The sequence below is a fragment of the Polyangium sp. 15x6 genome, assembly GCF_029960785.1.
GTDB lineage: Bacteria > Myxococcota_A > Polyangia > Polyangiales > Polyangiaceae > Polyangium.
On the sequence record NZ_JASBQE010000137.1, the window covers coordinates 1 to 26956 of the forward strand.

The 26956-nt window shown below is 68.2% G+C and carries 25 protein-coding genes and 1 pseudogene; 13 read left to right on the forward strand and 13 right to left on the reverse strand.

The window, feature by feature from the left end; translation table 11 throughout:
- Window positions 1-123: 123 nt before the first annotated feature.
- From QHF83_RS48240 to QHF83_RS48250, 3 genes are all read right to left on the reverse strand, one after another.
- Window positions 124-1092: a hypothetical protein gene (locus tag QHF83_RS48240; RefSeq protein WP_282424915.1), complete on the reverse strand. Its 969-nt coding sequence runs from the start codon at window positions 1090-1092 to the stop codon at window positions 124-126.
- 182 nt (window positions 1093-1274) lie between these two features.
- A complete protein-coding gene (locus tag QHF83_RS48245; protein ID WP_282424916.1) occupies window positions 1275-1892 on the reverse strand; it encodes a hypothetical protein in 618 nt (205 codons plus the stop codon).
- A gap of 45 nt (window positions 1893-1937) precedes the next feature.
- Window positions 1938-3449 carry a M20/M25/M40 family metallo-hydrolase gene (locus QHF83_RS48250; RefSeq protein WP_282424917.1) on the reverse strand — a complete coding sequence of 504 codons (1512 nt, stop codon included), beginning with the start codon at window positions 3447-3449 and terminating at the stop codon, window positions 1938-1940.
- 162 nt (window positions 3450-3611) lie between these two features.
- Between QHF83_RS48250 and QHF83_RS48255 the strand changes: the two genes are divergently transcribed.
- The 5 genes from QHF83_RS48255 (at window position 3612) to QHF83_RS48275 (ending at window position 7758) form a co-directional block, all read left to right on the forward strand.
- Window positions 3612-4427 (forward strand): metal-dependent hydrolase, encoded by an 816-nt coding sequence (locus QHF83_RS48255; RefSeq protein WP_282424918.1) that lies wholly within the window; start codon window positions 3612-3614, stop codon window positions 4425-4427.
- The gene (locus QHF83_RS48260; RefSeq protein WP_282424919.1) at window positions 4424-5071 is read left to right on the forward strand and encodes a hypothetical protein; all 648 of its coding nucleotides are present in this window, start codon (window positions 4424-4426) and stop codon (window positions 5069-5071) included. The genes QHF83_RS48255 and QHF83_RS48260 overlap by 4 nt, the downstream gene beginning before the upstream one ends.
- Window positions 5071-6672, forward strand: coding sequence for a hypothetical protein (locus QHF83_RS48265; protein WP_282424920.1), 1602 nt, complete (start codon window positions 5071-5073; stop codon window positions 6670-6672). The genes QHF83_RS48260 and QHF83_RS48265 overlap by 1 nt, the downstream gene beginning before the upstream one ends.
- A gap of 32 nt (window positions 6673-6704) precedes the next feature.
- Window positions 6705-7202, forward strand: coding sequence for a hypothetical protein (locus QHF83_RS48270; protein ID WP_282424921.1), 498 nt, complete (start codon window positions 6705-6707; stop codon window positions 7200-7202).
- Window positions 7203-7329: 127 nt separating this feature from the next.
- The gene (locus QHF83_RS48275; protein ID WP_282424922.1) at window positions 7330-7758 is read left to right on the forward strand and encodes a hypothetical protein; all 429 of its coding nucleotides are present in this window, start codon (window positions 7330-7332) and stop codon (window positions 7756-7758) included.
- Window positions 7759-7800: 42 nt separating this feature from the next.
- Here the strand turns inward: QHF83_RS48275 and QHF83_RS48280 are convergent, their stop codons facing one another.
- Both QHF83_RS48280 and QHF83_RS48285 read right to left on the reverse strand, forming a co-directional pair.
- Complete coding sequence (locus QHF83_RS48280; protein ID WP_282424923.1) at window positions 7801-9081, reverse strand: hypothetical protein; 1281 nt, start codon at window positions 9079-9081, stop codon at window positions 7801-7803.
- 78 nt (window positions 9082-9159) lie between these two features.
- A complete protein-coding gene (locus tag QHF83_RS48285; RefSeq protein WP_282424924.1) occupies window positions 9160-9933 on the reverse strand; it encodes a dienelactone hydrolase family protein in 774 nt (257 codons plus the stop codon).
- A 56-nt stretch (window positions 9934-9989) separates the two neighbouring features.
- Between QHF83_RS48285 and QHF83_RS48290 the strand changes: the two genes are divergently transcribed.
- Window positions 9990-10475 (forward strand): hypothetical protein, encoded by a 486-nt coding sequence (locus QHF83_RS48290; RefSeq protein WP_282424925.1) that lies wholly within the window; start codon window positions 9990-9992, stop codon window positions 10473-10475.
- On the opposite strand, the gene QHF83_RS48295 is transcribed toward QHF83_RS48290, so the two are convergent.
- The 6 genes from QHF83_RS48295 to QHF83_RS48320 form a co-directional block, all read right to left on the reverse strand.
- A complete protein-coding gene (locus QHF83_RS48295; RefSeq protein WP_282424926.1) occupies window positions 10472-11776 on the reverse strand; it encodes a hypothetical protein in 1305 nt (434 codons plus the stop codon). The genes QHF83_RS48290 and QHF83_RS48295 overlap by 4 nt on opposite strands.
- A 96-nt stretch (window positions 11777-11872) precedes the next feature.
- Entirely contained in the window at window positions 11873-13543 is a 1671-nt protein-coding gene (murJ, locus tag QHF83_RS48300) for a murein biosynthesis integral membrane protein MurJ (RefSeq protein WP_282424927.1), read from the reverse strand.
- Between the two features lie 116 nt (window positions 13544-13659).
- The gene (locus tag QHF83_RS48305) at window positions 13660-14736 is read right to left on the reverse strand and encodes a Uma2 family endonuclease (protein WP_282424928.1); all 1077 of its coding nucleotides are present in this window, start codon (window positions 14734-14736) and stop codon (window positions 13660-13662) included.
- A 223-nt stretch (window positions 14737-14959) separates the two neighbouring features.
- Window positions 14960-15253: a hypothetical protein gene (locus QHF83_RS48310; RefSeq protein WP_282424929.1), complete on the reverse strand. Its 294-nt coding sequence runs from the start codon at window positions 15251-15253 to the stop codon at window positions 14960-14962.
- 377 nt (window positions 15254-15630) lie between these two features.
- On the reverse strand, window positions 15631-16473 hold the full coding sequence (locus tag QHF83_RS48315) for a hypothetical protein (RefSeq protein ID WP_282424930.1): 843 nt from the start codon (window positions 16471-16473) through the stop codon (window positions 15631-15633).
- A 613-nt stretch (window positions 16474-17086) separates the two neighbouring features.
- On the reverse strand, window positions 17087-18430 hold the full coding sequence (locus QHF83_RS48320; protein ID WP_282424931.1) for a malic enzyme-like NAD(P)-binding protein: 1344 nt from the start codon (window positions 18428-18430) through the stop codon (window positions 17087-17089).
- 248 nt (window positions 18431-18678) lie between these two features.
- Between QHF83_RS48320 and QHF83_RS48325 the strand changes: the two genes are divergently transcribed.
- A complete protein-coding gene (locus QHF83_RS48325) occupies window positions 18679-18975 on the forward strand; it encodes a hypothetical protein (protein ID WP_282424932.1) in 297 nt (98 codons plus the stop codon).
- Window positions 18976-19053: 78 nt separating this feature from the next.
- A complete protein-coding gene (locus tag QHF83_RS48330; RefSeq protein WP_282424933.1) occupies window positions 19054-19887 on the forward strand; it encodes an SAM-dependent methyltransferase in 834 nt (277 codons plus the stop codon).
- A 10-nt stretch (window positions 19888-19897) separates the two neighbouring features.
- Here the strand turns inward: QHF83_RS48330 and QHF83_RS48335 are convergent, their stop codons facing one another.
- Window positions 19898-21112 (reverse strand): GNAT family N-acetyltransferase, encoded by a 1215-nt coding sequence (locus tag QHF83_RS48335; RefSeq protein WP_282424934.1) that lies wholly within the window; start codon window positions 21110-21112, stop codon window positions 19898-19900.
- 119 nt (window positions 21113-21231) lie between these two features.
- On the opposite strand from QHF83_RS48335, the gene tssI reads away from it, so the two are divergent.
- The 5 genes from tssI to QHF83_RS48360 are packed head-to-tail and all read left to right on the forward strand — an operon-like array spanning window position 21232 to window position 25984.
- Window positions 21232-23205: a type VI secretion system tip protein TssI/VgrG gene (gene tssI / locus QHF83_RS48340; RefSeq protein WP_282424935.1), complete on the forward strand. Its 1974-nt coding sequence runs from the start codon at window positions 21232-21234 to the stop codon at window positions 23203-23205.
- Window positions 23202-24158: a hypothetical protein gene (locus QHF83_RS48345; protein WP_282424936.1), complete on the forward strand. Its 957-nt coding sequence runs from the start codon at window positions 23202-23204 to the stop codon at window positions 24156-24158. The genes tssI and QHF83_RS48345 overlap by 4 nt, the downstream gene beginning before the upstream one ends.
- A gap of 4 nt (window positions 24159-24162) precedes the next feature.
- Window positions 24163-24591: a DcrB-related protein gene (locus QHF83_RS48350; RefSeq protein WP_282424937.1), complete on the forward strand. Its 429-nt coding sequence runs from the start codon at window positions 24163-24165 to the stop codon at window positions 24589-24591.
- A 17-nt stretch (window positions 24592-24608) separates the two neighbouring features.
- Complete coding sequence (locus tag QHF83_RS48355) at window positions 24609-25049, forward strand: DcrB-related protein (protein ID WP_282424938.1); 441 nt, start codon at window positions 24609-24611, stop codon at window positions 25047-25049.
- A complete protein-coding gene (locus QHF83_RS48360; protein WP_282424939.1) occupies window positions 25046-25984 on the forward strand; it encodes a PAAR domain-containing protein in 939 nt (312 codons plus the stop codon). The genes QHF83_RS48355 and QHF83_RS48360 overlap by 4 nt, the downstream gene beginning before the upstream one ends.
- Window positions 25985-25986: 2 nt before the next feature.
- Here the strand turns inward: QHF83_RS48360 and QHF83_RS48365 are convergent.
- A pseudogene (locus tag QHF83_RS48365) lies at window positions 25987-26956 on the reverse strand (hypothetical protein); the annotation flags it as partial.

Sequence of the window (26956 nt, forward strand, 5' to 3'; positions counted from 1 at the left end):
CCCTGTCGACAGCGCGCATTGCGCGCTGTCGCCCTGGGTCCAGCGCTTGCGCTGGTCCGGGTCCAGGGGTGGACAACCCCTGGTCGGGGTCCGGGGTGAAACCCCGGCGCGACGCTTTGCGATTTACTTCTTTGCGGGGGCGGGCTCGGTGCCGTGGCCGGCGTGCGGATCACTCGCGGCGGCTTCGGGATCGAGCGAGATTCCCTTGCGCGTCGTCTTCGTCAGCGGGCCCTCGATGGGCTTGCCGTCCTTGTCGACGAGCTCGACCGTGACCTCGTAGTCGCCCTTGGGCAGGTTCTTCGCGACCTTCGGGGCCCAGGTGGTGAACTCGCCCGTGAGCGGCGTGGTGAGGCTCGGGCCGGTGATCGTGTATTTGACCTTCTCGCCTTTGTCGAGCGCCGTGCCGAAGAGATAGAAATCGATGAGCAGCTCCTGGCCCATCGCGCCCTTGTTTTCGCCCTTGGGCCGGCTGTAGACGACGTGGGGCTTCTTCGGGTCGAACGTGCTCTTGCCCTTCTTGCCGACCCAGAACGTCACGAGCTGCTGGGCGCCCTTGCCCTTGACCGACTCGTGCGTCGCGCGGCTCGCGAACGCGACGAGCGTGTGCTCTCCCTCCTTCAGCTCGGTGCCTGCGGGCAGGAGCTCGGAGACCTTCACGGGCTTCTTCGTGTCGTAGATCGCCTTGTACGGGAGATCGTCGAGGATCAGGTGGACGTGCGGCCCTTTCTCGACCGTGGCCCAGTCCTTCACGTCGAGCTTGATCTCGAAGTCCTTTGCCTTGGCGAGGTCGCCGATCGAGGCGTCGTTCTTCGGCGCCGTGATCTTCACGCTCGGCAGCGGCTTCGGGTCCTCGCTCGGCTTCATGTCCTCGACGACGGGCGGCGGGGGCGCGGGCTTCTTCGCCTCGGTCGTGGTCGTCGTGGCCGTCGTCGTCGCGGCCGTCGTGGCCGCGGGCTCGGGCGTCGTGGCCGTCGTCTCGGCCGGCTTCGCCGTTTCCGTCGACGGATCCTTCACCTCGGGCTCCCCGCCGCCGCATGCGAAAGCGCTCGCGACGAGGGAGAGCATCCCGACAAACGATACCGTGGTTTTCATGGTCCGCCCCTGTAACGCGGAGGCGCGTCCGCGTCGAGGGTCGATGGCGGGTTTTTCTTCCTCCGTGCCCTCCGTTCAGGGGGCGCTGTCACGGGCGAGCCCTCGAGGGTGGCCGCGACACACCCGTCGTCGACGGACCCGCAGCGCACCTCGCGCAACGTGGGTGGGTTTTTCCGTCGACGTCAGTAGAAAAATGCCGCGCAGCAACCCTCTTGATTGTCACATTGGCCCGAAGGCTGCGTGCACGTCCCGAGCAGGGAGGTATTCGAGCGGCAGGCGCACTGCCACGTCGTCCCGTCGGCCAGCCGCGCGCACGTCGCGCGCAGCTCGCCCACCCCGGCGCAGGTCGTCGCGCTCGTGCACGCGTCGGGGGCATCCGTGCCGCTTTGCCCCGTGCACGCGGCCGTATCGCTCCGCGTTTGTCCCTGCGCGCAGGCTTGGAACGCGTCCTCTTGGGCCTTGCAGCCGGCCGGCGGCACGACCTGCGACGGCATACACGTGAAATCCGCTTTCTGATCCGCCCAGCAGCCGAGCAGCGTTTCGAACGCGCTTTCGCACGCCTCGTCCGCGTCGAGGTAGGCCGCGCAATCCTTCGCGCAGTCCGCCCACACGAAGCACTTGATCTGCGAGACGTGATCGCAGAGCTCGCCGCACCGCGCCGGGGGCAGCTTCGGCTCGCTGCCGCCGCTGCCGCCCGTGCCGCTCGTCGTGGCGTTGGGAGGGGGCTCTTCCGCGCCGCACGCGACGAGCCCCAAGAACGTCCCGAGGACGAGCATTTTCCAGCCGATACCGATTCGCATCGAGCGACTATAGGCCGGCGCGGTCGCCCTCGAAAAGCGCGTTGTTCAGCGCTTTCGCAGCTCTTCCGGCACGCGGGCGAACGTCTCCTCCGCGTCGGCAGCCGCCCATGCAACCGTGACCACGGCCCCGACGACCTGATCGAGATCCTCCTTCGTCACCTTGTCGAGCGTGTCGTTCGCCGTGTGGTGCACGTCGAAGTAGTTCGTCGCGTCCTGGTGCAGATCCACGATCGGCACGGCCGCGGCGTGCAAGGGGATGAGGTCGGCGCCGCCGTGCGCCAGGCCCTTGTCGTACTGGATCCCGAGCGGCGAAAGGAGGCTCGCGATCCGCTCGGCCACGGGCCGCGAAGTCTCCGCGACGAGGAACCGCGTCGTGTGCGCGCGGCCCGCGCCGAGATCGATCTCGAGGGCGAGCTGGTGCTTGTCGAGCTCGGCCGCGTGGTCCTTGGCGTACGCGACCGCGCCGCGCAGGCCGTTCTCCTCGTTGGCGAAGAGCACCACGCGGATCGTGCGCCGCGGCCGGGCGCCGAGGCCGAGCACGAGCTTCGCGGCCTCGAGGACGGCCGCGCACCCGGCGCCGTCGTCGATCGCGCCTTGCCCGAGGTCCCACGCGTCGAGGTGCGCGCCGATGAGGACGATCTCGTCGGGCTTCTCGCGCCCCTTCACCTCGCCGATCACGTTCGCGCTCTCGGCGTCGGGCAGGAGCTTCGCGCCGAGCGAGAAGCTCACGCGCACGGGTTTGCCCTGACCGACCAGGCGCGCGATGAGCTCCGCGTCGGGCACGGAGATCGCGGCGGCCGGGATCTTGGGGACGTCCTTGTCGTAGGCCATGCCGCCCGTGTGAGGGAGCCTGTCGTGGTCGGTGCCGATCGAGCGGAGGAGCATGCCGATCGCGCCTTTCCTCGCGGCGGCGATCGCACCGCGGTACCGCATCCCGGCGACCTTGCCGTAGCCCGAGCCGTCTTTCGTGCGGGTCATGGGGGCCGAGAAGAAGACGATCTTGCCCTTGACCTTGGCCTCGTCCATGGCGGCCATGGCGTCGAGCGACTCGACCATGACGATCTCGCCTTCGAGTCCCTTCGCGGGCGTCCCGATGCTCCCGCCGAGCGCGGCGATCGCGAGGGTGTGGGCATACGGCGCGACGATCCGCCCGCTCTCCGCGCCGCGCTCCCAATGCGGGACCATGACCTTTTCGGCGCGCACGTTTTCGAGCCCTTTTTCCCTCATGGTCCGGAGGGCCCAGGCGACGGCGGCCTTGTCCCCGAGCGACCCCGCGAGCCGCGGCCCGACCTCGTCGACGAGCGAACGAACCATGTCGTACGCATGCGAGTCGACCTGCGCGGCGATCTGGAGTTTGTCGACGTTCGGATCGCGGGGGGCGGAGGCGGTCGCGGGAGCGGAGGCGGTCGCTGCGGCGGCAGCGGAGGCGGTCGCGGGGGCGGCGGCGGCCGCGGGAACGGCGGCGGGCGTGGAGATGCGCTCGGGCGTCGGGGTTTCCGCGGCCGAGCAGGCCGTGAGCGAGAGCGTGGCGAGGAGGAGTGCGGTTCGGGCGGACATCGCGGCGGGGAGTTTGGCGCAAGTCGGCGGCGATGAAAATGGCCGGATCACGCGCGGCGAAAGCCTGCACCTCGGAGCATCCGGCTTGCCGCGATTCTCGGGAGCATCGCGTTGACCGGGCAAGGGCGTGAGGGTACCCTCGAATCGTCCCAGGACTCGGCCATGCAGACCTCCCACGAACGTCCCGCCATCAAGCCTCGTGATCCCGGCCTCGACTTCGACGAGACCGTCCCGCGCCACTGGTTCGGGGGCAACGCGCTCGCGACGCACATCGCGAACGGCGTCAATCTGCTGTTCCCGGCGGGCGAGCGTTTCTTCGTGCGCAGCGTCCACCATTACCTCGACAAACTCGAAGACCCCGCGCTCCGCGCCCAGGTGAAAGGTTTCTTCGCCCAGGAGGGCCGACACGCCCGCACGCACGAGCGCTTCTTCGAGCGCCTCGAGGAGCAGGGCTACGAGATCAAGCCGTTCCTCCGCGTCTACGAGAAGATCGCGTACGGCATCCTCGAACCCGCGTTCCCGCCGGCGTTCCGCCTCGCCGTCACCGCGGCGGCCGAGCATTTCACCGCCATCATGGCCGAGAACGCGCTCCGCGAGCGCTTCCTCGATCGGGCCCACCCGGCGCTGCGCGACCTGCTCTTCTGGCACGCGGCCGAGGAGATCGAGCACCGCGCCGTCGCGTTCGACGTGCTCGGCACCGTCGCGCCGAGTTACGCGCTGCGGGTCGCCGGCATGGCCCTCGCCGCCTCGACGCTCGCGGCCTTCTGGATCGCCGGGACGCTCGTGCTCCTCGAGCAGGACCGCCGCCGCGGCGACGTCGATCTCCGGGCCGAGCTGCGCAAGCTCCGCGAGCATCCGATCGGCCAGCGCGTGTTCTTGCGGGGCATCAAGTCCTATCTCCGGCGCGATTTCCATCCGCTCGAAGCCGAGATCGACGGCCTCGCGCGGCAATGGCTCGAAGCGAAGGGCATGGCATGACGTTGCCCGTCGAATCCGGCCCGCGGATCGAGCGCCGCGTCCTCTCGATCGACAGCGCGTACGACGAGGACACGGTCGAGATCCAGCGGATGCGGGATTCGCTTTACGCGGGCCTCGGCGGCCGCGTCGTGCGCTTCGGCCGCACGCTCACCGAGCGCAGCACCGTCGTCGCCGCGCTTCGCGCCGCCGCGGAAGAGGGGCGACCTTATGCGGCGATCCTCGTGACCTCGCACGGCGAGCCGAGCCGGGTCCTCGACACGAATTCGCCGAAGGGCCTCCTCCTCGCCGATGATTTCCCCGAGGACGAGCTCAGGCTCTGGGCGGAGAACCGCGCCTTGCATTTCATGTGCTGCGATACGGGCGCGGGGCCGCTTCTTTCGCGGCTCGCGGGGCTCGGGGCGCGGCTCGTCGTCGGGTTCGAGGGCAAGCCGCGCTGGCATTCGCCGGAGGGGCGGCAGCGGTGGCGCGAGTTCGACGCCGAGACCGTGCGCGCGGTCGTCGAGACGCTCGATCCGAAAGTCGTGGACGAGATTCGCGCGCGCTGGCTCGGGCGCGTCGAGGAATGGCTGGCGACGGCGCCGCCGGGGTATGCGCAGGATCTGCGAGACATGCGGCAGACGCTCGGGACGATGGTGATTCTCTGATGCGAATCGATGAGGCGAAACGCGCGGCACGGTTTTTCGTCCTCGCGGCGGCGCTCGCGGCCCTGCCGGCGTTCGGCTGCGGGGGCACGCGTATGATCGGGAGCGGCCCGCACGCGTACGGAGAAGCCGCGCCCGAGGGGATCCGGTATCACCTGCCGAAGACGCTGGTCGAGGTCGGCGTCCGGACCACGCTCACGTCGCGGAGGAGCGTTTCGTACGAGAAAAACGACGCGGGGCTGTACGAGTTCAAGGTGAAGAGCCTGCCGTTCGACGTGGAGCAGAGCGCGGCGACGGTCACGGTTCTGCACGTGCCGGACACGCGGGAGTTTTATGCGCTCCACCTCGAACCGGGCCACACGTCCGACGATTCGCTGGCCGTCGAGACGTATGGCAATGGTCTGCTCAAGTCGATCAACGTGGAGAGCACGGGGCGCGAGGGGCAGGTCGTCGCCGATACGCTGGAAGCGGCGGCCACCATTGCCGGCTTTTTGGTCGGGCTCGCGGATCGCGGGACCGAGGCCGCGCGGACGTTCGTGTGTGGAAAGCTCCGCGCAGATCCTTCGGCTGCAAAGTTTCCGTGCGAGGACCTCGAAGGTTTGCCCATGCAGACCTTGTATTTCCTCGCCGCGAACGCGGAGGGTCGAAAGCTCTTTTTGCGCGGACACGAGCTCGACGCGATCGCGAGCGAGCGCAGGAAAACGAAGAAGGAGGTCGAGGACAAGATCGGCGCCGCGGACGCGAAGGAGCTCGCCGCGCTCGAATCGAAGCGCGCCTTGCTCGACGCCTCGCTCCGCGCGGCCCTCGAAGAACGCAAGGAGGTGACCTCCGCCTTCGAGGCCCGGCGGGAGGCCTTCGCCGAGGAGCAACGGTTCGCGCCGGAGTCGATCACGCGGGACGTGGTGCGAGTCTTCGACGTCGCGGAGATCCCCGAAGAAGCCACGCTTCCCGAGGGCACGCAATCGGCCGACGTGCCGGCGAAGCTCGCGAAGCACCCGGCCATGCTGGAGCTCTGGAACGCGACCCGCATCGCGATCGCCTTGACCCCCGACCGCGGTACGCCGCCGAAAACCCCGAAGAGCGCGGCGCCGGTCGAGGAGGAAGTCGCGGAAGGGCGCGTGTTCTATCGTCCGTCGCGCGCGGCCACGCTGCGGCTGCTTTCGCAAGGAAAGATCGCGGATCCGGACGGAGGGCGGATCGGGGAGTCGTACGAGGGGATTCGTATCGTGGACGCGCGGATCATCGACGTGATGGATCCACGCGAGTCTCCGGCGACCGTATCCTTTGATCCGGCCGCCTTCGCCAAGCGCAAGCTCGCGCTCGGGTTCGACACGAAAGGCCGCCTCGTGCGGCTTGAGCAAAGCAGCGCAACGACCTTCCCGAGCGCGACCGGCGCGGTCGCGGACGGGCTCGCCAGCGCGAGCAGCGCGCTCGGCGTCGCGAGCATGGTCGACATCGCCGCGAAGGAGCCGGACCTCGTCACGGTCGATACGGTCGCGCAAATCGAGCGGCTGCGAAGGCAGCGGCAGACGCTCGACGCGCAGATTCAGGCGCTCGAGACGGTGAAAGATATTGAAAGGCAGAAACGCGTCCCCATCCGTTGAACGGCCCGCGCCGTCGCGATAAGGGATGCCCGATGAAGCCCTTCGTGATCGCCCTGGCCGCCGTTGTCTTTCTCGGCTGCGGAGGCTCCGCCGAGCCCGACCCCGCGACGCCCGAACCAACGCTGCCCTCCACGCCGCCGGCCGACGATGCGCCGGTGGAGCAATCCGAGTGGACGGGCGGCACCATCACCGGGCTCGTTCGCCTGGCCGAGAATGCAAAGCCGATCGAATCCCCCGATTTCGAGCTCATCCTGACGCTCTCCGGCGGCAACATCCGCAAGACGGAGCGCGTGGAGCTCGGAAAGATCAAGAAAAAGCTCTCGGGGCCGGCGCCCTATGCGTTCGAGATCCAGGCCGATCAGTCGAAATTCGACCCGTTCGACAACTACACGATCAGCGGCTTCATCGCCGCGCCGGACGGCAATTTCTGGTATTCGGTCATGAACCAGCCGCGGGTCTACGTCAAAGGGCAGAAGCCGGGTCCCGTCGAGGTCGAGGTGATCCCCGTGGATCCGAGGGCCGGCAAGTAAGCTCGTCGCGCGGGGACGGGACGACCGGTCGATACGCGTTCGCGAAGCCGACGCCTTGCCACAGGGGGATGCGTCATCGTAGTCTGGAAAATGGTATCTGGTGTGACCACTTCTCCAGGAGGACACGATGCGCCGACCTTCGTCTCGTTTTGCGTATGTACTACCGCTGGCCCTCGCCGCGCAGGGCTTGCTCGTCGCTGCGTGCGCGGTCGAGCCGCCGCAGGAGATCGAGGCCCCCGCTGCGGAGACGCTCGACCCGACGCTCCCGATCCCGGAGTGTTGTCTTCATCCGGACACCGGCGTCTGCGGCGAGTGTATCGGAGGCAGCTACTGTGACGCGTGCCTGTGCTGGTCCCCCATGGCGCCCATCTCGCGGGAAAAGTGCCACTACAATCCACCCGAGTGCCCGCTGCCGCGAAACGTCAAGCACGAATGCCCTCAAATATCGGCATGGGCGAAGGATCCCGTGACCGGTCTGTGCTGCTACTACAACCTCTCCTGCAGGGCGCCCGTCGACTGGGACCAGTTCTACTCGTACGAGGCGTGCATGCAGTAAACGGTGCCCCCGCCGTGCAGGCGCGTCCGCCCGAGCCGGCCCTCAAGGCTTCTTTTTTTTCTTTTTCTTCGGCGGCGGCGGCGGGCGCGTCTTGCCCGGCGCGGCGGGGACCCACGGGGCGCTCCGATCCACGGGCAGCGGCGTATCCGCGGGCAAGGCTTGCTCTCCGGCGCGCTTGATCGTGAACGAGGAGCTCACGACGTTGTACATGTGGGCGCCGCCGAAGTTCGAAAGGTCGCCCCCGCCGGCGATGCCGATCGGAATGCAGAAGAGGCGCTTGCGCTCCTCGTCGAGGTCGCTGTACGGGATGAATCGGCCCTGATCGTCGCGCACGCCGCGCGTGTAACCACCGCCGCCGCCCTGCGACATCCCGTCCTGGATCGCCTGCGCGAGCTGCTCGATGACCTCGTTCGCGCAGAGCGGCTTGATCTCGCCCTTCACCTTGCTGCCGGCCGGATACTGGACCTTCGACTCGATCTTGACGACGACCGTGACGCCCTGTTTGTCCGAGCCCATTTGCAAGGACCGTGCGGCGAGGCCGCTCTTCACGGCCTCCACGACGCCGGTCCAGTGGTTCGCATTGGCGTCCGTCGTGCTGACGAGGCGAACGCCTTCGACCTTGCCTTGCGCGTCGAGCTTGACCTCGAACGTGGCGCGGGCGTCCTTGACCGCCGAGCCGCGGACGGCGTTCGCAATGGTGGAGGCGACCACGCCGGCCGCGGGGACGTCGATGCCGGTGGATTTGTCCTTGTTGTGAAGGGTGCCGGCAATGACGCGGCTCGCGATATCGGAGTCGACGGGGCGCGCCGCCTCGATGGTGGTGGGCGCGGGCCGCGCTGCCGGCGCGCCGGGGACGACGCCCGGGACGGCCCAGACCGGCGAACCCAGGCCGGGGAGGGCGCCGACGACGGGCGCGGGCGCGGGTGCGCCGCCATATTCGTCGACGGGAGGGCTCGGCGCGGGGGGCGTGGGCGCGGGCGCGGATTCGGGGGCGGGCGCAGGCGCGGGCGCGGAAGCGGATTCGGGGGCGGGCGCAGGTTCGGGCGCGGGTTCGGGCGCGGGCGCGGGCGCAGGTGCACGCACGGCCACGCGGGCCGATTCGGGCGTGGGCGTCTGCTCGGGTGCGGGAGCCGGCGCGCGTATCACCGTGCCGGGCGTGCCTTCCTCCTCGATATCGACCGTCGTATCCGCCGGCGGCTCGACGCGGGGCGTGAGCACCTCGGCCCCCGGCGCGGGGCCGCGCGGGGCGACGGCGAAGAAGAGCATGTGCGCGACGATCGCGACCGCGATCGCCCCGAGTTCGCGCCCCCGTTCCTTCGCCACGCGCCGAGGTTAGCACATCCGGCGCGGTTGCGAGTAGCGGGCGTGGTCCAGCTTCACGGCGTTCCGTAAAATCGAACGTCAGTGCTTGCCGAGGAAAGCGAGCGCCTTCTCGACCTGCTCGTCCGTCATCGCGTGGCCGGCGCGAGGACGCCCGATCTCCAGGTGCGGCCAGCGCATTCGCTTCAGCATCTTCGCGAGCGCCTTCTGCTTGTCGTGCGAGGGATCCCCCGCGCCCCACGCGACCACGATCGGCGCCCGTTTCTTCGTCTCCTTCGCCTCCGTCTCGTGATACGGCGCGCCCGAGCCGCCCGCGAAGAGCGCATAACCCGCGACGTCGAGCCGGCCGCGCATCGCGAGCGAGGTCGCGTAATACGCGCCGTTCGAGAATCCGAAGACGTAGACGCGCTCGAATGGTTTGCCCGCGGCTTGCTCCAGCGCTTGCCGCGCGGCCGTCCACTCCGCGACGAGCGCGTCCTCGTGGATCCGGCGCGCGTCCATGCTCGTCGGCCAGGCCCACCACGACTCCATCGTCTTCGGGCCGATCCCGCGGCGTCCGCGCGGCATGATCACGGTATGGCCGTACGTCGCGCCCACCCGCGCGGCGTTGCGCTGCGAGTTCCATTGATCGTTCGTATCGGGCTGGACGACGCCGTGCAGGTGAATGATGAGCGTGCGCGGCCCGGGCGCGGGTTTTTCCGGGACGAAGTAACAGACCTCGTTCGGCAGCGCGGGGAGCTCGGCCGCGCACCAGCGGCGCTTGTCGGCGGTGGTCTCCGGGGGCGCCTCGGCCGACGCCGGACGCGGGCTGCCCGCGAAGAGGGCGAGGACGAACACGAGGGGCGAGAGGCGCACGGCCCGACCCTACCACGGGTCGCTCGCGGCGGGCACGTTCGTGTATCGTGGGCCCGATGATGGACGAGACGCGCGGAAACGAGGACGTTCGGGCCGCACAGGCCGAGGTGCTTTCGGCGCTCGCGGAGCGGCTCTCGAAGGGGGACGCGCCGCTCCCGGCGGAGCTCGTGGCCAAGCTCGCCGAGGAGCTCGCGCTGCGCATCGACGACGAGGCGATCACCGCGGCCTGGGCCGAGCAAGGCAACGAGGAGCCGGTGTCCTGGCGAGGCAACGCGGCGCGCGCGAGCCGACGCGGACGAGGGAGGGACGTTCGCGACATCGAGCTGCTCGCGCGCGCGGTGCGAGACCTCGAAGCGCTCGGGCCGGCCGAGCGGGAGGAGCTGTCGCTCGAGATCGACGCGCTCGCCTTCGATCCGGTGCCACGCGGGGTGATGGCGCTTCACGGTCGAAAGGATGGACACCTGCAAAACCGCATGGGCGCGCGGCGATTGCTTTACAAGGTGCAGGGGATGCTGGTGACCGTCGTGGCGATCACTGGCTAGCGCATGGCCTCCCGCCAGCAATCCTCCTCGAGCATCCACGCCTGGAGGATCCCGGGCTGATCGCCGAAACCTCGATAGTACTCGGCATTCAGGCACTCCACCAGGGCGTGGCGCTCGGGCTCGGAAAGGTCGGTCGCGCCGAGCGGCATCTTCTTGTGATTCACGACATAAAAGCTCACCAGCGTCCCGCCCTGGGGCTGCGCATGGATCCCGCTCGGATAATTCAGCTCCCCGCGCACATGGCCATCGTGGCAAGTGGCGCATTGCATGGCCTCTCCGAGCCGCGCGAGCCGCTCCGGCGCGACCCGGCCGGCGGAGCAAGCGGCGAGGAATTCCGGCGTTCGCAGCGGCGAGGTCCGGGGACCCATCGGCGGCCCGTAAGCCGAGCGCGTGAATCCGTCGAGGTCGAGGGCGCCATGGCTCGCCATCCGCGCGTTCACGAGGTTCAACTTCTCGCCGAAGCGAGCCTCGTCGAATTCGAGGGGATCGGGCGTGATGGGAAGGGTGGCCTGCTTGTGGCAGGTGTAGCAGTTCTCGGCGATGCCGGTTTCGTCGAGTCGTGTGCCGATCTCGATCCTGCCGCCGTCGCGCTTCCGCCAGAAGTCCTTCAATCTCGCGCGCGGTATTTTCAGCACCTCGCCCGTTCCCGCTGCCGTTTTCTGGACGGCCACGACCGAGACGCCATTCGGCGGCTTGCCGGCGGGATCCTGCTGGAGCCCGAACTGGATGTACTGGTCGAAGTCTTTGCGCGGAACGTAGACGAAGAACCGGCCGAGCGAACGCGTGCCGTCGGGGGTGGGCAGATGCTGCGACGTGTAGATGAAAGCGATCCATTGGAGTCGCGGGTCGGGGATCGTCGCGTTGATTCCATCGATGTACGAGAGCGCGCTCGTGATGGATGCGTCGTCGTTTTCGTCGAGCCACCGGAGAAGCTCTTGATCCTTCAGCTCCGCCGGTAGCTCCAGCATCTCGGGATACGGCATTTCGGAGAAGTATTGCTCGTCCGGAATCGAAGCGCCCATCTGGTGGCCGCTCACCAGTTTGTCCCGCGTCACCGCTTCGAAGAAGCTCGAAAAGTTGCTCATGCATTTTCGGGCGGCGGGAACTGCCTCGAGCTGCGGGCTGCAGCGCCTCAACGTCGTGGCGATCTCGACGAGGATTTCGCCTTCGAGATTGCTGGCAAAAAAGGCGCGCGTCGTTCGCTCGTGCCAGTCCTGAAAGCCGGGAAGGTCGGTGGGGCAGGGCGGGACCAGCGCCGGGCTGGCCGCCAGGTAGAGGATTCCCCAGGGTAGCGCGCGCATGGTCTGCCCTCCGCGTGTCTCGAGGGCGAAAGGAGGCAAGAGGCGTGCGATGGCACGTGGAGCGGTCGAAGGTTCGGTCAGCGAGGCGGGCTGAATTTACGTCTTTCCACGGAGGCGCGCCGGGAGCCGCCGTCGGATCATCTCTCGCGCGAACGGCACATCCAAGAGGATCACCAGGCCGAAGTAGGCCGCGCCGAAGACGCCCAGGATCACGATGGCAGCGGGCACCGGGTGGAGCGCCGGTGGCATCAGGAACGTGCCGCCCCACTCCGCTGCTGCGGCGTCGCGGACTCCGAGCAGCCGGCCGAGCGCCCACTTCAATCCGAGCGCGAGCGTCGCCGCGCCGATCGCGCTGCCCCACAGCTTCGCCAGCACGCCCCGCCCGAGCCCGGTGGGGCCGATCCGCTGACCGAGGAACCGCTTGAGCAGCAAGTATTCGAACCAAGCGACGAGGCCCGTGCTCGCGGTGATCCCGGCGCCGCCGAGGTCGCGCGGAAGGCCTAGCTGCGCGGGCAGGTAACGGACGGAGTAGAACGCCAGGGCCGCGGTCAACGCCACGCGCACGACGGCCAACCGAAATGGGGTACGTGGGTCCTTGAGCGCGTAGAAGGCGGACGCATAGAGCCTGCCGGAGGTCGACGCCAGCAGGCCGACGGCGGAGCCCATCAGCAAGTACCACACGTAACGCGTGTCGGCGGCGCGGAACGCGCCCGTCTCGAAGATGGCGGCTGCGACGACGTCGCCCAGCATCAGGAACGCAATCGCGGAGGGCACGACCGGGACCGCGATGCGAAGCAAGCCTGCATCGATTCGTGTCCGCATGGCCCTGGCTACCTCGGACGCGGTGCCGCTCACCTGAGACATGGCCGGGAGCTCGGCCGCCGATACGGCCATGCCGAAGAGGCTGACCGGCAGAAGAGAGATGTTCTGTGCCTGGGAGAGCGCGGCGAGCGCGCGCGCAGAGAGCAGAGAGGCGTAGGCAAGATCGATGTAGGCGCTCAATTGCACGACGCCACGCGCGAACATCACGGGCACGAAATTTCGGACGACCTGGCGAACGTGTGGGTTCGTGATGCCGAACGAGGGGCGGAAGTGACCGAGGAGCCGGAGCGTCGCGGGGAGCTGCACGCCGAACTGGAGCGCGCTGCCCGCGACGGTGGCCCATGTCGCGATGACGGCGAGCTCTGCGGCGTCCTCCGCGTCCGCGACGAGCAACGCCAGGATGATCGTCGAGTTCCAGACGACGGGCGCAGCATAGGAGAGGAAGAACCGGCGGTGGCTGTTCAGCACCCCGAGGCACCACGCGGAGAATACGAGGAGCGCGGTCCCCGGAAACGCGATCCGCACGAGCCGCACCGTGAGCTCGTAACTCTCGCCGACGAAGCCGGGCGCGATCAGCGCCATGAGCCACGGCAGCGCGATCATTCCGAGGGCGGTGAGCAGCCCGATGACGAGCGAGAGCAATCCGAAGACCGCGCCGGCGACGCGGTCGGCTTCTTCCTGCTCGCGACGGCCGGTGAGCGCCGCGTAGACCGGAATGAAGGACGCCGAAAGGACGCCTTCACCGAAGAGGTTTTGCAGGAAATTGGGGATGCGCAGCGCGGCCGCGAAGGCCGCCGCTGCCATCGAAGTGCCGAAGTAATGAGCGAGCGCGCGCTGGCGTGCGAGGCCGACCAGGCGAGAAAGGAGGATGCCTGCTGCGACGAGGAGCGCCCCGCGCCGCGGTTCGGATGAAGAAGCCGGCTGGTCGAGCGATACCTGTGTCATCAGATCTCGACTCGCTCGGCATCCGGCGCGCGTGGGTCAGTTCGGATCCAATCCATACGACTTCATCTCGTCAAGCGCTGGACGAGATCCAGGCTGCGGAGAGAACGCGGCGGGGCTCAGGAAGCAGGTGATGGCGCGACTCGGTCGACCTCTGCCCACAAGGCATCCAGATCGAGCGCCATCCCCTCGAAACCTGGCGGCGTGAACGTGCCGCTCTCGCCCACATACCTCAGGAGGTGCTGCCCGTCTGGCGAGCGCTCGAAGCACTCCACGATGTGCATGACCGGGTCGACGACCCAGACGTTGGCGATCTCTGCGCCCCGATAAGCCGGGAGCTTTTGGACACGGTCTCGCGCCATGTCGACGGGGTCGGGGCTCAACACCTCCACCACGAGCGCGGGCCTCGTCCTGCTGACGACCGCCTCGCCGTCTCGGGGATCACGCGCCATGAAAACACAAGCATCGGGCACCATGCCCATGCGCTCCGAAACCACGAGTTTGTGACCTGGTCCGAATACCTTGGCCCCCCTCGGCTCGGCCCAAGCGCGCAAGGCTTGGAGAATCCACGCAACGGCGGCCTCATGCGCGGGCGTCGCGGCTTCCTCCTCGACGAGCACACCGTCGAAAAGCTCCCCGGGTTCGTCGCTCCTCGCCCATTCTGCGGTGGTCATGGGTTCGTGGCGCAGCACGCGGGGACCGGGGCGCGGAGGACGCGGCTTGCCCGGAGCGGGTGGCGGACCTCCGGCGTCTCGAAATGCCTGTTCGTTCCAGGAGCCCTCGGGCCAGAGCAGGCCCGCCTCGACCGGGACTTCGTCTTCATAGGGTCCGCGTTCCTCCCACGGGACATCCGCCAACGCGATACGCTCCTCGCAAAGAACCGCGCGCGCGGCTTCCTGGATGGCGGGGGTGACCTCCGGCGGGTTCCACTGGACGAGGAGATCACGCAGGCGCGCGGCCGCAGGCCCGCGGCGTGACGGGTCGGGACGCGATGCAGAATGCGGAATGGAGTGATAGCAGTGGTCGCTGTAGGCGTATTGCGCGAATGCATCGACCAGCCGAAGAACGTGCTCCTTCGGGGGGATACGCCGCAGCACGGACCAGAGACGCGGGGCTGCCAGCACGTAGATCCATCCGCCGGCGTTGATGACGTCGGCGTATTGCCAGGGCCATGAATCGTTGGCAGGTGTTTGCATGGGCGCTCTACAGCGGGATACAGATCGGCCCCAGGTCACGAAAACGTGTCTTCAGCGTGAACGCCCCACCAATGACCTGGCCATTGTGTAGACAGCCATAGGAGCACCACGAGTCGACGATGAGGTTCTTGAACAGGACTGGGCACACGGGGCACGAACCGAGCCCGCACCCGGAAACCACGCAGAACGTGCCTTTCGGGAGGAGCCATTCACACTTGGCGTGTCACGGGCAAAGGTAGGGTTCTTCAGGGCAGGAAAAATCTGGATGGATGGACTGCGCCAGCGCCTCGACGTCGAGCGTGTCCACCCAAGCGAGCGCCTCGTCGCTTGCGATCGGCGCAGCCTGGTTCACGAGTTGCTCGAGGACGACCGGATCGACGGCTTGGGGATCCAATACTTGCGCCTCCACGAGGCTCGCCGTCTTCACAGCCGCGTAGGATGCAATGGCCGTCGCTCGGGCGACCTCCACGGGATCCGCCTTGGCAAACGCCGCCTGAGCCTCCTCTTCTGAGGTCACCTCCCCGCCTCCTGCCTCCGCCGTCTCCCCGCTCGTCGTGCTCCCGCCCGAACTCGTCCCCTCCCCATCGGTCCAGTCCCCCGTCCCTGACCCAATTTTTATCACGCAGCCCTGGACCACCAGAACTGCAAGCGCGCCCAGGAACACGACCGCCGCCGCTCGCTGCGGTACCACCGTTCTCATGCCCCACCTCCGCGATCCAGACTAGGACGCCCAGCAGAACCTCGTCAACGACGAGCTCCTTCGCTCACACCGCGCTTCCACTTGTAGCGTGGCGAGGAGTGCAGAGTCGTTCACGATCGGCCTCACCTGCCTCTTGCCCGCACCCCCGAAATGGTAACGGAAAATCGACAGGCGAGGCCAACCACGCGTTCCGTTCAACCCCCCTGGGCCGGGGGCGGCTCCTCCGCCCCGCCCGCGCCCGTCGTCTCCTCGGGGAGCTGCTCCTCACCCGTCTTCGGATCGACGTCGGGGGCGCTCCGACGCGCGCGGATATGGCTCCGGATCGCCTCGCTTTGCTTGATGACGGGCGCGAGCAGCGCGGCCCGCTTCTGCGGGTGGTCGCCCGTGGGCTCGTCGTACGTGCCGAGGATCTTGGCCACGATGCGGAGCAGATAGTTTTGCCCGGCCTCGCGCGCGGCCTTCACCACGCCGAAATCGAGGTTGTCGACGGCCTTCAGGGCCTCGTCGTACTTCTGCGCGAGCTTGGCGATGCGCGCGGCATTGACGCCGAGCCCGAGCTTCTCGACGAGGGGCGCGAGGTCTCCCTGGAGCTTGCCGACGATCGCCTTCACGAGGGCGAGCTCGACGTCGTACGGGGCATTCGTGATGGCAGCGACGCCATTCGGGAAAATGGCATGGAGGAGGGACTCCACGTCGGCGATGAGCTCCTTGTCCTCGTCCTCGTCGGCGCCCTTGAGCAGGGACTCCCCCGCGCCGCGCAGGCCGGAGAGGGCGTTGTCGAGCTGGATATCGACACGCTGGAGCGCTTTTTGATCGCGGAGCTGCTTGGCCGAGGGCGTACCGGCCCGCCGCTTCGTGGCCCAGCGCTGCTCGAGCGCGAGGGTCTTCTCGTCGGCGACGATGGCCTCCGCGGCGAGGGCCGCGATGGCAGGAGCGGAAAGCGCGATCGCGATGTCGTATACCCGATAGAATGTGTAGGTACGGCGGCCCGTTGGAAACTGTACCAATTGGATGAAATCGGACAGGTGGACAATCATGGTAGGCATCCTCGCTGCTCCACGGCGGGGACGTCAAGGCGAACGGGGGCCTGGGGGAGGGCTTTCGACGTTGAAATCTTGCGCGCGGACAGGCCGACGAGGGTGTCACCTGGGCAAGCGCGCTCGTGCGGGAGGGCCACGCAGGCTTCGTCGCGGGGGCGAGCGGTCATGCGAAAGCACGCACCGGGCCTCGACGCGCGATGGCAGCCGGGTTCGAGGCGCGGCCAGGGCACGAACGACCGCGCGGCGTGCAGGATAATGAGCTCGTACGGGGCTCGGGGATGGCCATCCGCCGCCGTGAGAGGGGCGGCGCGAGGCTCGACGACGAGAGGGCGCGCGGAGAGGCGGGGCTCGGAGAGGCCGATGCATGGGGGCGCGCGCCGAGCGGTTGCCCTGATATAGGGCTTCGGTCGTGGAAGGTCGTGGAACCGGGGGGCGATGGGCGGATTTTGCGCACCGCGCGCCAGGAAGCGGGGGGCGGGCCACCGTCCCGATTCCCAGAACCCGAGCGGAGCACACGCCGCCACGCAGTGCCGTCGTCTCGGTCGAATGTGGGGAACGGTGGAAGATGGCGCGACGGCGCGCGTCATCCTGAACGGCTCGAAGCCTCTCGTCAGCGGCGGGGCGTGAGCCGCGCCGTGCCTTCGAGCCCCTGCGCGCGGGCGGCCTCGACGACGGCCTCGCACACGGCCTCGTGCACGTGCGGCAGGAGCGGCGAGGGGACGACCTCGCCCTTCTCGGCGCACGACGCGATCGCGCGCGCCGCCGCGATGCGCATCTCCGGCGTGATCGCGCGGCTCTCCACGGCGAGCGCGCCGCGGAACAGGCCCGGGAAGGCGAGTGCATTGTTGATGCTGCGCCCGTCGCTGCAGTATGCCGCGCCCGCCGCGAGCGCGTCGACCGGCTCGATCTCGGGGTCCGGGTTCGACAGCGGGAAGATGACCTGCCCCGGCCGGATCCATTTCGGATCGATGAGCCCCGGCCTCCCGGTCGCCGCGATCACGATATCGGCCTCGCGCATGAGCGTCGGCAGATCGACCGGGTGCGCGCCGAGGCCCTTGAGCCACGCCATCGCCTCCTCGGACCGATCCGTCACGAGCACGTCGCGCGCCCCGTGCGCCATCATGAGCCGGGCGATCGCGCTCCCGGCCGCGCCGAGCCCGATCTGCCCGACGCGCGCCTTTTCCAGCGAGACGCCCGTCATCTTACACGCATTGAGCAGCGCGGCGAGCGCGACCGTGGCCGTGCCGTGCTGGTCGTCGTGCATGACGGGTTTGTCGAGGCGCTCGATGAGCTCCTCCTCGATCTTGTAACAATCCGGGATGCGGATGTCCTCGAGGTGAATGCCGCCGAACGTGAGCGAGAGGCGCAGGACCGTGTCCACGAACTCCCGCGGATCGAGGGTGTCGACGAGGATCGGCGAGGCGCTGATCCCGACGAACTTGTCGTAAAGGACGGCCTTTCCTTCCATGACCGGCAGCGACGCGAGCGGCCCGACGTGGCCGAGGCCGAGGACACGCGTGCCGTTCGTGAAGATGCCGACCGAGTTGCCGATCCCCGTGAGGTGCCGCGCGCGCTCGGGCTCCCGCTCGATCGCACGCGCGACGCGGGCCACGCCCGGCGTGTAGATGTAACGCAAGTCGCGCTGATGCCGGAGTTCGATCCGGCTCGTCATGTGGAGCTTGCCGCCCTTGTGCATGTCGAAGACGCGGTCGATCGCGTCGAGCAGCTCGACGCCGTCGATCGCGCGCACGGCCTCGATGACGCGGTCGCGTTGCTCCTCGTCCTGGGTCTCGACGGTGATCTCGCGCAGCGTATCGCTCTCCACGATGCGCAAGGTGGTGATGTCACCAAGCAAACCGCCCTGCTCGGCCACGACCGTGGCAAGGCGGGCAAGCTGGCCCACGCGATGTTTGCATTTGACGCGAAGTACGGTGTCGAGGCTCGTCTTCCTCATGGGGGCGCGGACCATACCACGAAAGAAGACGGGGTGGGCGAAGGGGGAAGAGCAGGCGAGTGAAGGGCGATCGGAGAGGCGGGGGAAGAGGCTGAAGAGCTTGTTTTCGAGGGCGTCAGGCGATCCCGACAGCAGGAAACCGACGGTGTGCGTGGTTGCGTCTCCTCGGCGGCGGGTCGTAGCCTGCCGTCGAGCGCGGTTCCGTGGGATACATCCACGGGCCGAACTCCATCTGAGGAGTGATACCCATGAAAACGAGCTTGTTGAACGACTTTCTGTCGGAGATGGTGCTCGACCCCGCGAAGCTCGCGGCCTACGTCGCCGACCCGCAGGGGACGATGAAGGCCGCCGGACTCGGCGCCGAGGATCAGAAGGCCCTGGAGAGCACGGACCAGAACGCCATTCACGCCCGCGTGGTGGACGGCGACGCGGCGGGCCGCGCGCACAAGGTCGGCACGATTTATTACTATTCCTCGTACCCGGCGGAATGCGCCCACAAGGTCATCCAGGTCTACGCGGGTTATCCTCTGCAGGCTTCCGTCTAGCTCACCGCTCTCGTGTTCATGCCCGGCGCGCTCCACGATGGGGCGCCGCCGGGCTCTCTTCTGCGAGGAGAACGCTCGATGAACAAAGGATCGCTCGTCGTCGTGGGGACGGGCATACAAACGGTGGGACACATCACCCCGGAGGCCGTCGCCTGGATCAAATGGGCGGATACGGTCCTCTACCTCGTCGCGGACCTGGTTGCAGAGAATGCGATCCTGAAGCTCAAGCCGGAGGCCCAGACCCTGGAAGGCCTGTACGAGAAGGGCAAACCGCGGTACGTGACCTACCGGCAGATGACCGATCGAATGGTCGATTGCGTGCGCAAAGGGCAGCGCACCTGCGCCGCTTATTATGGCCACCCGGGCGTCTTCGCATATCCGGCGCACGCCGCCATCCGGAAGCTACGCACGGAAGGGTACGAGGCCCGCATGCTGCCCGGGATTTCGGCCGAGGATTGTTTGTTCGCCGATCTCGGCCTGGATCCGGCGACGTACGGCTGTCAAAGCTACGAGGCGACCCATTTCGTGCTCACCCGCCGTCGCCCGGACACGACGGCCTCGCTCATTTTGTGGCAGCCCGATTCGTTCGGGCACGTCAAGGCGCTGATGGACGTCCAGGTCAGCGCCATCGCCGTGCTGGTCGATTACCTGGCGCAGTTCTATCCCCGCGATCACCGCCTCTGCATCTACGAGGCGCCCATGTACCTCGGATGCGCGGCCCGCATGGACTGGGTGCCGCTCGCCGAGCTCGCCGAGGCCCGGCTCACGCCGGCGAGCACCCTGTATCTCCCGCCGGCCGAGATCGCACCGATGGACCTCGAGCTCGCGGAAAAACTCGGCCTGCCGTCGATGGCCCAGGTCCAGGCGGACCTCGCGCGCCTCGACCCGCCCTCCGCCCCGCCGGCGGAGTGACGCGCATCCTTCAAAACGCCTCGGGACACCACGGCGCGCGGGCCGAACGAAAGAGCCCATCGGCCCGCGCCGCCGCGCCCTCGGTCAAGACCTCGACGCGGCCCCCATCGGCGAGCTGGGTGAACGAGACCCCGCCAAGGTAGGCCGATCCGAGCGCCTCGATGGGCAGGCGCAGGTCGGGTGCGTCGTTGGTCGGGGTCACGCGGCGCTCGCCGCCGTCGAGGCGGAAGCGGCCCGTGTTCCAGGGGCAAAACGTGTCCTCGATGTCGAGCACGATCGAATCGCGCGCCCCGTACGCGCGCGCCGCGAGCGCGCTCGGCACGTCCACGATGCGCGTCCAGAGCGCGTCGTACGTGGTGAAATGCAGGCACCGCGGCTCGGCGAGCAGGACGAACAGGGGATGATCGACCGGCAGGTTCGTGGCCGTCACTTTGCGCATGAGGTCGATGTCGAGCAGGTATCGCCAGACGGCGCGCGTGCCGGCGGGGCTTTGGCCCATGGCTTCGAGGACGTTCACGGTGCCGGCCGTGACGTGTGCGTCCCATTTGTGCTCGACGTGATAGAGCGCATACGCCTCGGGACGGCCGTCGATCTCGATGAGCACGCGCTGCAAAGGGCCCCCGCCTGCCGGCGTCGATCCGGGGTCCGAGAGGCGCCGCCTTCGCCACCACGCGGGCGAGCGGGAAGGCATGCCCGGGTGGAGCTTGCGAGCGTTCTCCCAGATCGGCGGGAATCGCTCGGCGGCCTCGGCCTCGGGGACGAGGCGAGCGGAAAAGGGAAGGGGGCGCGCGTCGGCGAACGCGGCCGCGGATCGGTCGAGGGAGATATCGCCAGCGAGGGAGGCGAGGCCATACCCATAACGGCCGTAGATGGGGCCCTCGGTGGTCCAGAGGGCGGCGAGGGCCTGCTTGCGGGCGCGCGCTTCGTCGAGGTGGAGGCGCATCATGGCCGTGAGGACGCCGCGGCGGCGATGGGTCGGCATGACCGCGACCATGGTGAGGCCCGCGCAGGCGACCTCACCGCCGCCAGGGACGCTGAGCGTGATCGACAGGGCGCCGCCGCCCCCGACCACCGCGCCCTCCTCGTACGCGACGAATCGCGTTTCGAACTCGGTCATGGGCCCGCGCTCGGGGCGCTCTGCCGGCGGGGTGATGCCGAAGGCGGTGCGAATGGGCAGGAGGAGGTCCTCGATATGCTCGGGACCCACCAGGCGGACGTCGACCATGGCGGGACGTTACCACGGTCACGATGGGACGCGTGGGAGACCGTCGGGAAGGAGTTGTTTCCGTCTCGTAGGATCTTCCTTTATCATCCGCGCGTAGCGTTGCCCGAGGAGAGACGAGCATGGTGATGTTCTCGACCGGCGAGGTCCTGCGCCCCAACTTGAACGTCGAGGTCGCGTCGGGGGACACGCTCGACGTGCGCAAGTTCCAGGTCACGGAGAGGGTGTCGGATCTCTTCGAGGTGCGCCTCGTGGCGCTCTCGCCGAACCCCGAGATCGACTTCGAGGCCGTGCTCGGGCGGGAGGCGACGTTCACCCTCTCGCGCGACCGGCTGCTCGCCTCCGCCTACCGCACCTGGGGCGGGATCTGCCATCACATGCAGCAGATCGAGTCCGAGGAGGCCGGGCTCTCCACGTACGAGCTCGTGATCGTGCCGAAGCTCTGGTTCCTCACGCAGCGGCGCAACCACCGCATGTTCCAGCAGCTCTCGGACCTCGAGGTCGTGCTGCAGGTCCTGCGCGAGTGGAACATCGAGCCCGTGCAGAAGGTCGACGCGGCCGCCTACAAGAAACGAAAATATCGGGTGCAGTACGGCGAGAGCGATTACGCCTTCGTCTGCCGGCTGCTCGAGGAGGCGGGGATCTCGTTTTCCTTCGACCAGCAGGGCGAGGACACGGTGCTCGTCCTGCACGACGCGCCGCAGGACAATCCGCCGCGCGAGCCCGCCGTCCGGTTCGTGGACAAACCGATGGTGGACAAGGATCTCGAGTTCGTCACCGAGGTGCGCGTCGGGCAACGCACGCGGCCCGGCAAGTACACGATCTTCGACCACGATTACCGGCGGCCGGCGAACTACAAGCTCATGGGCACGCACGCCGAGGGCGAGGCCTTCGAGCAGCAGATGGAGCGGTTCCATTACGTGCCGGGCGCGTTCCTCTTCCGCAGCGACGGGCGCGAACCCACGCCGAGCGCCGACGACAAAGGCGCGGCGCGGCACGACGAGACGGAGGCCAAGCGCATCGCGCGGATCCGCCTCGAGGCCAAGCGCGCCGAGGCCCACAAGGCCACGTTCCGCACGAACCTCGTCGAGCTCCGGCCCGGGACCGTGATGCGCGTCGTCGATCATCCGCGGCGCGAGCTCTCGAAGCGGCTGCTCGTGGTGCATTCGACCTACGAGGGCACGTCGTTCGGCGAGTGGTTCCACAGGCTCGAGACGCGCAGCGCCGAGATCCCCTACCGCCCGCCGCTCGTCACGCCGAAGCCGAAGGTGAACGGCGTGGAGAGCGCGACGGTCGTCGGGCCCGCGGGCGAGGAGATCCATACCGACGAGTTCGGCCGCGTGCGGGTGCATTTCCACTGGGATCGCGAGAGCCAGATGAACCAGGACAGCTCGTGCTGGATCCACGTGAGCCAATCGTGGGGCGGCGCGGGCTACGGCGGCGTGCAGCTGCCGCGCATCGGGCAGGAGGTGATCGTCGATTTCCTCGGCGGCGATCCGGACCGGCCCATCATCGTGGGGCGCGTGTTCACGAATCTGCAAAGGGTGCCGTACCCGCTGCCGGCGAACAAGACGCAGAGCGGGCTCCGATCGGCGTCGTCGCCCGCGACGGGCGGCTACAACGAGCTCATGTTCGAGGACGCCGCGGGGCGCGAAGTCATGCGGCTGCAGGCCGAGCGCGATTTCACGGGCCTCGTCAAGAACGACCTCCGGATGAACATCCAGAACAATCGCACGCACAACGTCGGCAACGACGACACGGAGACCGTGGTCGGCGAGCAGACGGTGAAGGTCGCGAAGAAACGCTCTGTGCGGGTCAAGCTCGATCAGCAGCACCAGGTCGGGGAGAACCTCCTCGCGCAGGCGGTGAACGGCACGGCGACGCACATGTCGAAGAAGAGGCTCACGCTCTTCAGCGAGGAGGCGATCGTGCTCTCCACCTCGCCGGACTCGTACATCGCGATCCTGCCGAGCGTGATCATCGTTCAGGCGCCGGTCGTACACATCAACCCAGGGATGGTGAGCATCCCCAATCCGCCGCAGCCCGCGGCGATCGAGGACGCGACGACCGTCACGGGATACATCGGAGAGCCATGAGAGTTCGCAAGGTTCGGGTCGACGGGTTCCGGGGTTTGCCGGACCAGGAGTTTTCTCTGACCAACCCCCGCACCGACGCCGCCCACGAGCTCGTGCTCGTCACGGGCGCGCGCGCGAGCGGCAAGACGAGCTTCCTCGAGGCGATCGTCGCGGCGAAGGAGCAGGTGGGGCCGTACGGACCGACGGCGCCGCCATCGAGTTACCTGCGCCCCGGCGTGGGCACGGCGAAGGTGCGCGTCGAGTGGGAGCTCTCGAACACGGAGCGGGATCGGTTTGGCACGGCCACGCGCGCCCTCGTGAGCGAGTCGCTTTTCGGCGACATCGTGCTCGAGCCGCCGGAGCCGGATCCGTCGCTCGCGGCGCTGCTCTCCGAGTACATCCCGGATCCGGCCTTCGGCAAGGTCGAGTATTTCCACGCGTCGCGACGGCTGCCGTTCGCGTCGTCGATCGATCTCTCGAGGGCGGCCGGGGACAGCCTCGATCGGATGGTGAGGCTCGGCCGCGACGACACGAAGTACAGCGGGCTCGTGCGGTTCATCGTGGAGGCGGCCCTCGGGCTCGACGTGGACGCCGAGGGCAAACCCAAGCCGAAGGGCCGCGTCAAGAAGGCGTTCGAGGCGCTTTGCCCGACGAAGCAGCTCGGGGGGCTCTATCGCGCCGAGGACGCGATGCTGCCGGTCTTCCTCGACGGCCAGCGCCGGGCCTACAGCCTCGCGCAGCTCTCGGACAGCGAGCTCGACGCGCTCCTCTTCGCGACGACGTTCGTGCGGGCGGGCGTCGGGCATTCTATCGTGCTCGTCGACACGCCGGAGAAGCACCTCGGCGACGCAGAGGCGCGTGATTTCGTGAAGGCGCTCGCGACGCTCGGCACGGACAACCAGCTCATCGTGGCGACGCAGTCGGCGGCGCTCGTTTCGAGCGTGCAGGCGGATCAAGTGATCCGGCTCGGGTGAGGTGATGGCGATCTACGACGTCGACGAGTTTTCGTTCGAGGTGCCCGACGGGTACGTCGATCGCAGCACGAACCTGTTCCTGCCGCCCGGGTCGCTGACCCGGTCCGTGCAGATGAACCTCCTCGTCGCGCGCGAGCCGCGCACGGAGGAGACGGCCGCGCAGCAGGCGTCGAGGCTCCTTCGAGACTTCGCGGCGAAGATCCCCGGCGTAAAACTCCTCGGGCAGCGGGATCGGCCGCTCGGCGCGCTCCCCGGGCGGGAGGCGCGGGCGCACGCGATGAAGAATGGCCAGCCGGTCTACCAGCGTTACTTCTTCGTCGGCCATTACGGCACGATGCTCTCGGTGATCGCGACGTCGGCGCGGGCGCAGAGCACGCAGTGCGACGCGATCATGGAGCGCTTCCTTTCGAGCTTGCGTCTGAAGAAGCTGTAGGGCGAGGAGGGACTTTCTTGGGCCTTTACATCACACAAGAGGCAGGCCTCGAGCTGCCCGCGAACTGGACCGACGCGACCGTCAACCTCCTCGAATACCCGCGCCCCGAGGGCACGATCCGCGTGGGTGTGTCGCGGACCGAGCAGGGCGGGAAGGACTTCACCGCGTGCTTCGAGGAGCGGCTCGTGGAGCAGCGGCGCAAGCTCCCGTTCTTCGAGCTCGTCGCGCGGTCGGATCGTCTCTGCGCGGGCCTCTCGGCGATCGATTCGAAGGTCCATTACGAGGCCTCGTCGCAGAAGGTGGTCCAGCGGAGCTTGTCGTTCGTGATCGGGGGGCGGTTCTTCGTGCTGGGTGTCGCGGGGACGCTGTCGCAGGAGGCCGAAGTGGATGCGATCTTCGAGCGCGTGGCGTCGACGGTCACGCTGCGAGCGCGCCCTCAGGGAGAGGTTCCACGATGAGCGAATCGAAAATCGAGCAAGCGGTCCGGATCGACGACCCGATCGACCATTCCTTCGCCCTCATCGGCGCGCTCGTCGGCTTCGCGGCCGTGGCGATCGCCGGCATCTTGATCCTCGGCACGGGCGGAGCGGCGTTGGTCATCATCGGGAGCCTCGCCGTCTACGGCTCGGGCTCGCTGGAGAAGATCGCCAAGAACTGGAGATACACGGCGGGGCAGGTGGTGCAGGGGTCCCCGAACGTGTTCGTCGGGGGTCGAAGTCGAAACGCCGCACGCGCCAAGGACCTCGTATTCTGTGTCCACGATCATCTCAAGAAGATTATCTCGGGCTGCGAGACGATTTACATCAATTGCCGGGAGGCGGCGCGGGTCAAGGAGAGCACGTGGTGTGACGGCGCGCTGGAGGCGGGCTGTGAGACGGTCTTTTATGGCGGCCCGTCCAAGCAGGTCGAGTCGAAGCGCTTCTCGGGCGAGCTGCCGGAGCTTTTCTGGATCACCCGCGAGGTCATCGACTGGGCCACGCTGCTCGCGCCGACGCCCGACCCGACGAAATTCGTGAAGTTCTGGAAGGTCTACGATGCGCTATCGAACATCGTCACGGCCGGCGACAAGATACTCGGGTACAGCGGGATGATTTCGCAAGCACAAGGAGATTACGAAACGGCGAACAAGATCGCGGCCATCCAGGACAACCCGGTGTACGTGTATTCGATGATGGCGTTCGGCGGCGTCGGGCAGGCGAAGCCGTTCGTAGGAAGAGGCGGAGGCGCCGTTCCCCCGGCAACTCGCCCTCCCGCGTTGCCTGCGCCTGCGCCGCGGCCCGCGTTGCCTGCGCCGCCGCGACAGCTCGCGTTGCCTGCGCCAGAGCCTCGACTCGCGTTGCCTCCTCCCTCCGGCGGCACCGGCAGCACCGGCGGCGGCACCCCGGGCGGCTGATCCTACCGCCCGCCGCGACCCGCAGCCGGCGATTGCACCACACGACCCAGTGCAAGCACCCGCAGCGTGATCGGCTCGTTGTCCGCCGGATCCTGCTGCGGGTGCGGCTCGGCAATGGCGCGGACGCGGAATTTCGGGAAGAGCGGGAGCTTCTCGGCGAGCGCCTCCGGCATGTACGTCGGCAAGGGCGATCCGCTGCCCAGAGAGAGCATTCCCCCGATGTGCTGCCCGCCGAAGAGCTTGCGCCGCAGGTAATGCCGCTCCTCGATCAGGATGCGCTGCGCCGTCGTTTCGAGGTAATCCGACGCGAGCGACCGATTGGCCTGGGCAAACGCCTGCCGCACGCGTGACAGCGCGCCCTCGAGCAGAGGCACCGCGGCGCTCCGCGGTCCACGGCAAAGCTCCTCCGCCGCGTCGAGCGCCTCCTTCAGCCGCTTGTCCACCCCCGCGAGCTGCGAGGCCACGGCGATCGTCGTCTTCAGCGTCTCCAGCGGGTCGGAGGTCATCACGAGCTCGCCATTCACGATCACCAGCGGCCGCTCGAAGATCCCATCCTCGTCGATGGCCTCCTCCATCACACGGGCAATGCCGACCGCGTCGAGCGGAGGCACGCGGCCGAGCGCGCGCCGGATGTCACGCCGATCCGTCATGGCCTGCGTCGGCTCCTCCGGCTCCTCGCCCGTGAGCCACTCCGTCGGGCGCTGCGGATCCCGCAGGTACGAGGCCCACGCCGATTGCTGACGCACGCGCTGCGGGGCGCGTTCGTCGAACCAGATCAAATCGACGTATTCCGAGGTCGGCGCACGGCGCCGCGCAGGCGCGCTCGTCGAGATGGCCGGCGCGGCCGGCTCGGGGCGCGGCGCGGCGACGGCCGCCGCATCGGAAGCCGCCGCGAGGCCGCCGAGCGTCGCCTGGGCATCATGAACGGGCGGCGCGACGGGCGCGGGTGGCACGGGCGCCGCCATGGGCACG

Coding starts and splice junctions, on each gene's coding strand:
- QHF83_RS48240 (WP_282424915.1), bottom strand. CDS start 1,092: ATGAAAACCACGGTATCGTTTGTCGGGATGCTCTCCCTCGTCGCGAGC.
- QHF83_RS48245 (WP_282424916.1), bottom strand. CDS start 1,892: ATGCGAATCGGTATCGGCTGGAAAATGCTCGTCCTCGGGACGTTCTTG.
- QHF83_RS48250 (WP_282424917.1), bottom strand. CDS start 3,449: ATGTCCGCCCGAACCGCACTCCTCCTCGCCACGCTCTCGCTCACGGCC.
- QHF83_RS48255 (WP_282424918.1), top strand. CDS start 3,612: ATGCAGACCTCCCACGAACGTCCCGCCATCAAGCCTCGTGATCCCGGC.
- QHF83_RS48260 (WP_282424919.1), top strand. CDS start 4,424: ATGACGTTGCCCGTCGAATCCGGCCCGCGGATCGAGCGCCGCGTCCTC.
- QHF83_RS48265 (WP_282424920.1), top strand. CDS start 5,071: ATGCGAATCGATGAGGCGAAACGCGCGGCACGGTTTTTCGTCCTCGCG.
- QHF83_RS48270 (WP_282424921.1), top strand. CDS start 6,705: ATGAAGCCCTTCGTGATCGCCCTGGCCGCCGTTGTCTTTCTCGGCTGC.
- QHF83_RS48275 (WP_282424922.1), top strand. CDS start 7,330: ATGCGCCGACCTTCGTCTCGTTTTGCGTATGTACTACCGCTGGCCCTC.
- QHF83_RS48290 (WP_282424925.1), top strand. CDS start 9,990: ATGATGGACGAGACGCGCGGAAACGAGGACGTTCGGGCCGCACAGGCC.
- QHF83_RS48295 (WP_282424926.1), bottom strand. CDS start 11,776: ATGCGCGCGCTACCCTGGGGAATCCTCTACCTGGCGGCCAGCCCGGCG.
- murJ (WP_282424927.1), bottom strand. CDS start 13,543: ATGACACAGGTATCGCTCGACCAGCCGGCTTCTTCATCCGAACCGCGG.
- QHF83_RS48305 (WP_282424928.1), bottom strand. CDS start 14,736: ATGCAAACACCTGCCAACGATTCATGGCCCTGGCAATACGCCGACGTC.
- QHF83_RS48315 (WP_282424930.1), bottom strand. CDS start 16,473: ATGATTGTCCACCTGTCCGATTTCATCCAATTGGTACAGTTTCCAACG.
- QHF83_RS48320 (WP_282424931.1), bottom strand. CDS start 18,430: ATGAGGAAGACGAGCCTCGACACCGTACTTCGCGTCAAATGCAAACAT.
- QHF83_RS48325 (WP_282424932.1), top strand. CDS start 18,679: ATGAAAACGAGCTTGTTGAACGACTTTCTGTCGGAGATGGTGCTCGAC.
- QHF83_RS48330 (WP_282424933.1), top strand. CDS start 19,054: ATGAACAAAGGATCGCTCGTCGTCGTGGGGACGGGCATACAAACGGTG.
- QHF83_RS48335 (WP_282424934.1), bottom strand. CDS start 21,112: ATGGTCGACGTCCGCCTGGTGGGTCCCGAGCATATCGAGGACCTCCTC.
- tssI (WP_282424935.1), top strand. CDS start 21,232: ATGGTGATGTTCTCGACCGGCGAGGTCCTGCGCCCCAACTTGAACGTC.
- QHF83_RS48345 (WP_282424936.1), top strand. CDS start 23,202: ATGAGAGTTCGCAAGGTTCGGGTCGACGGGTTCCGGGGTTTGCCGGAC.
- QHF83_RS48350 (WP_282424937.1), top strand. CDS start 24,163: ATGGCGATCTACGACGTCGACGAGTTTTCGTTCGAGGTGCCCGACGGG.
- QHF83_RS48360 (WP_282424939.1), top strand. CDS start 25,046: ATGAGCGAATCGAAAATCGAGCAAGCGGTCCGGATCGACGACCCGATC.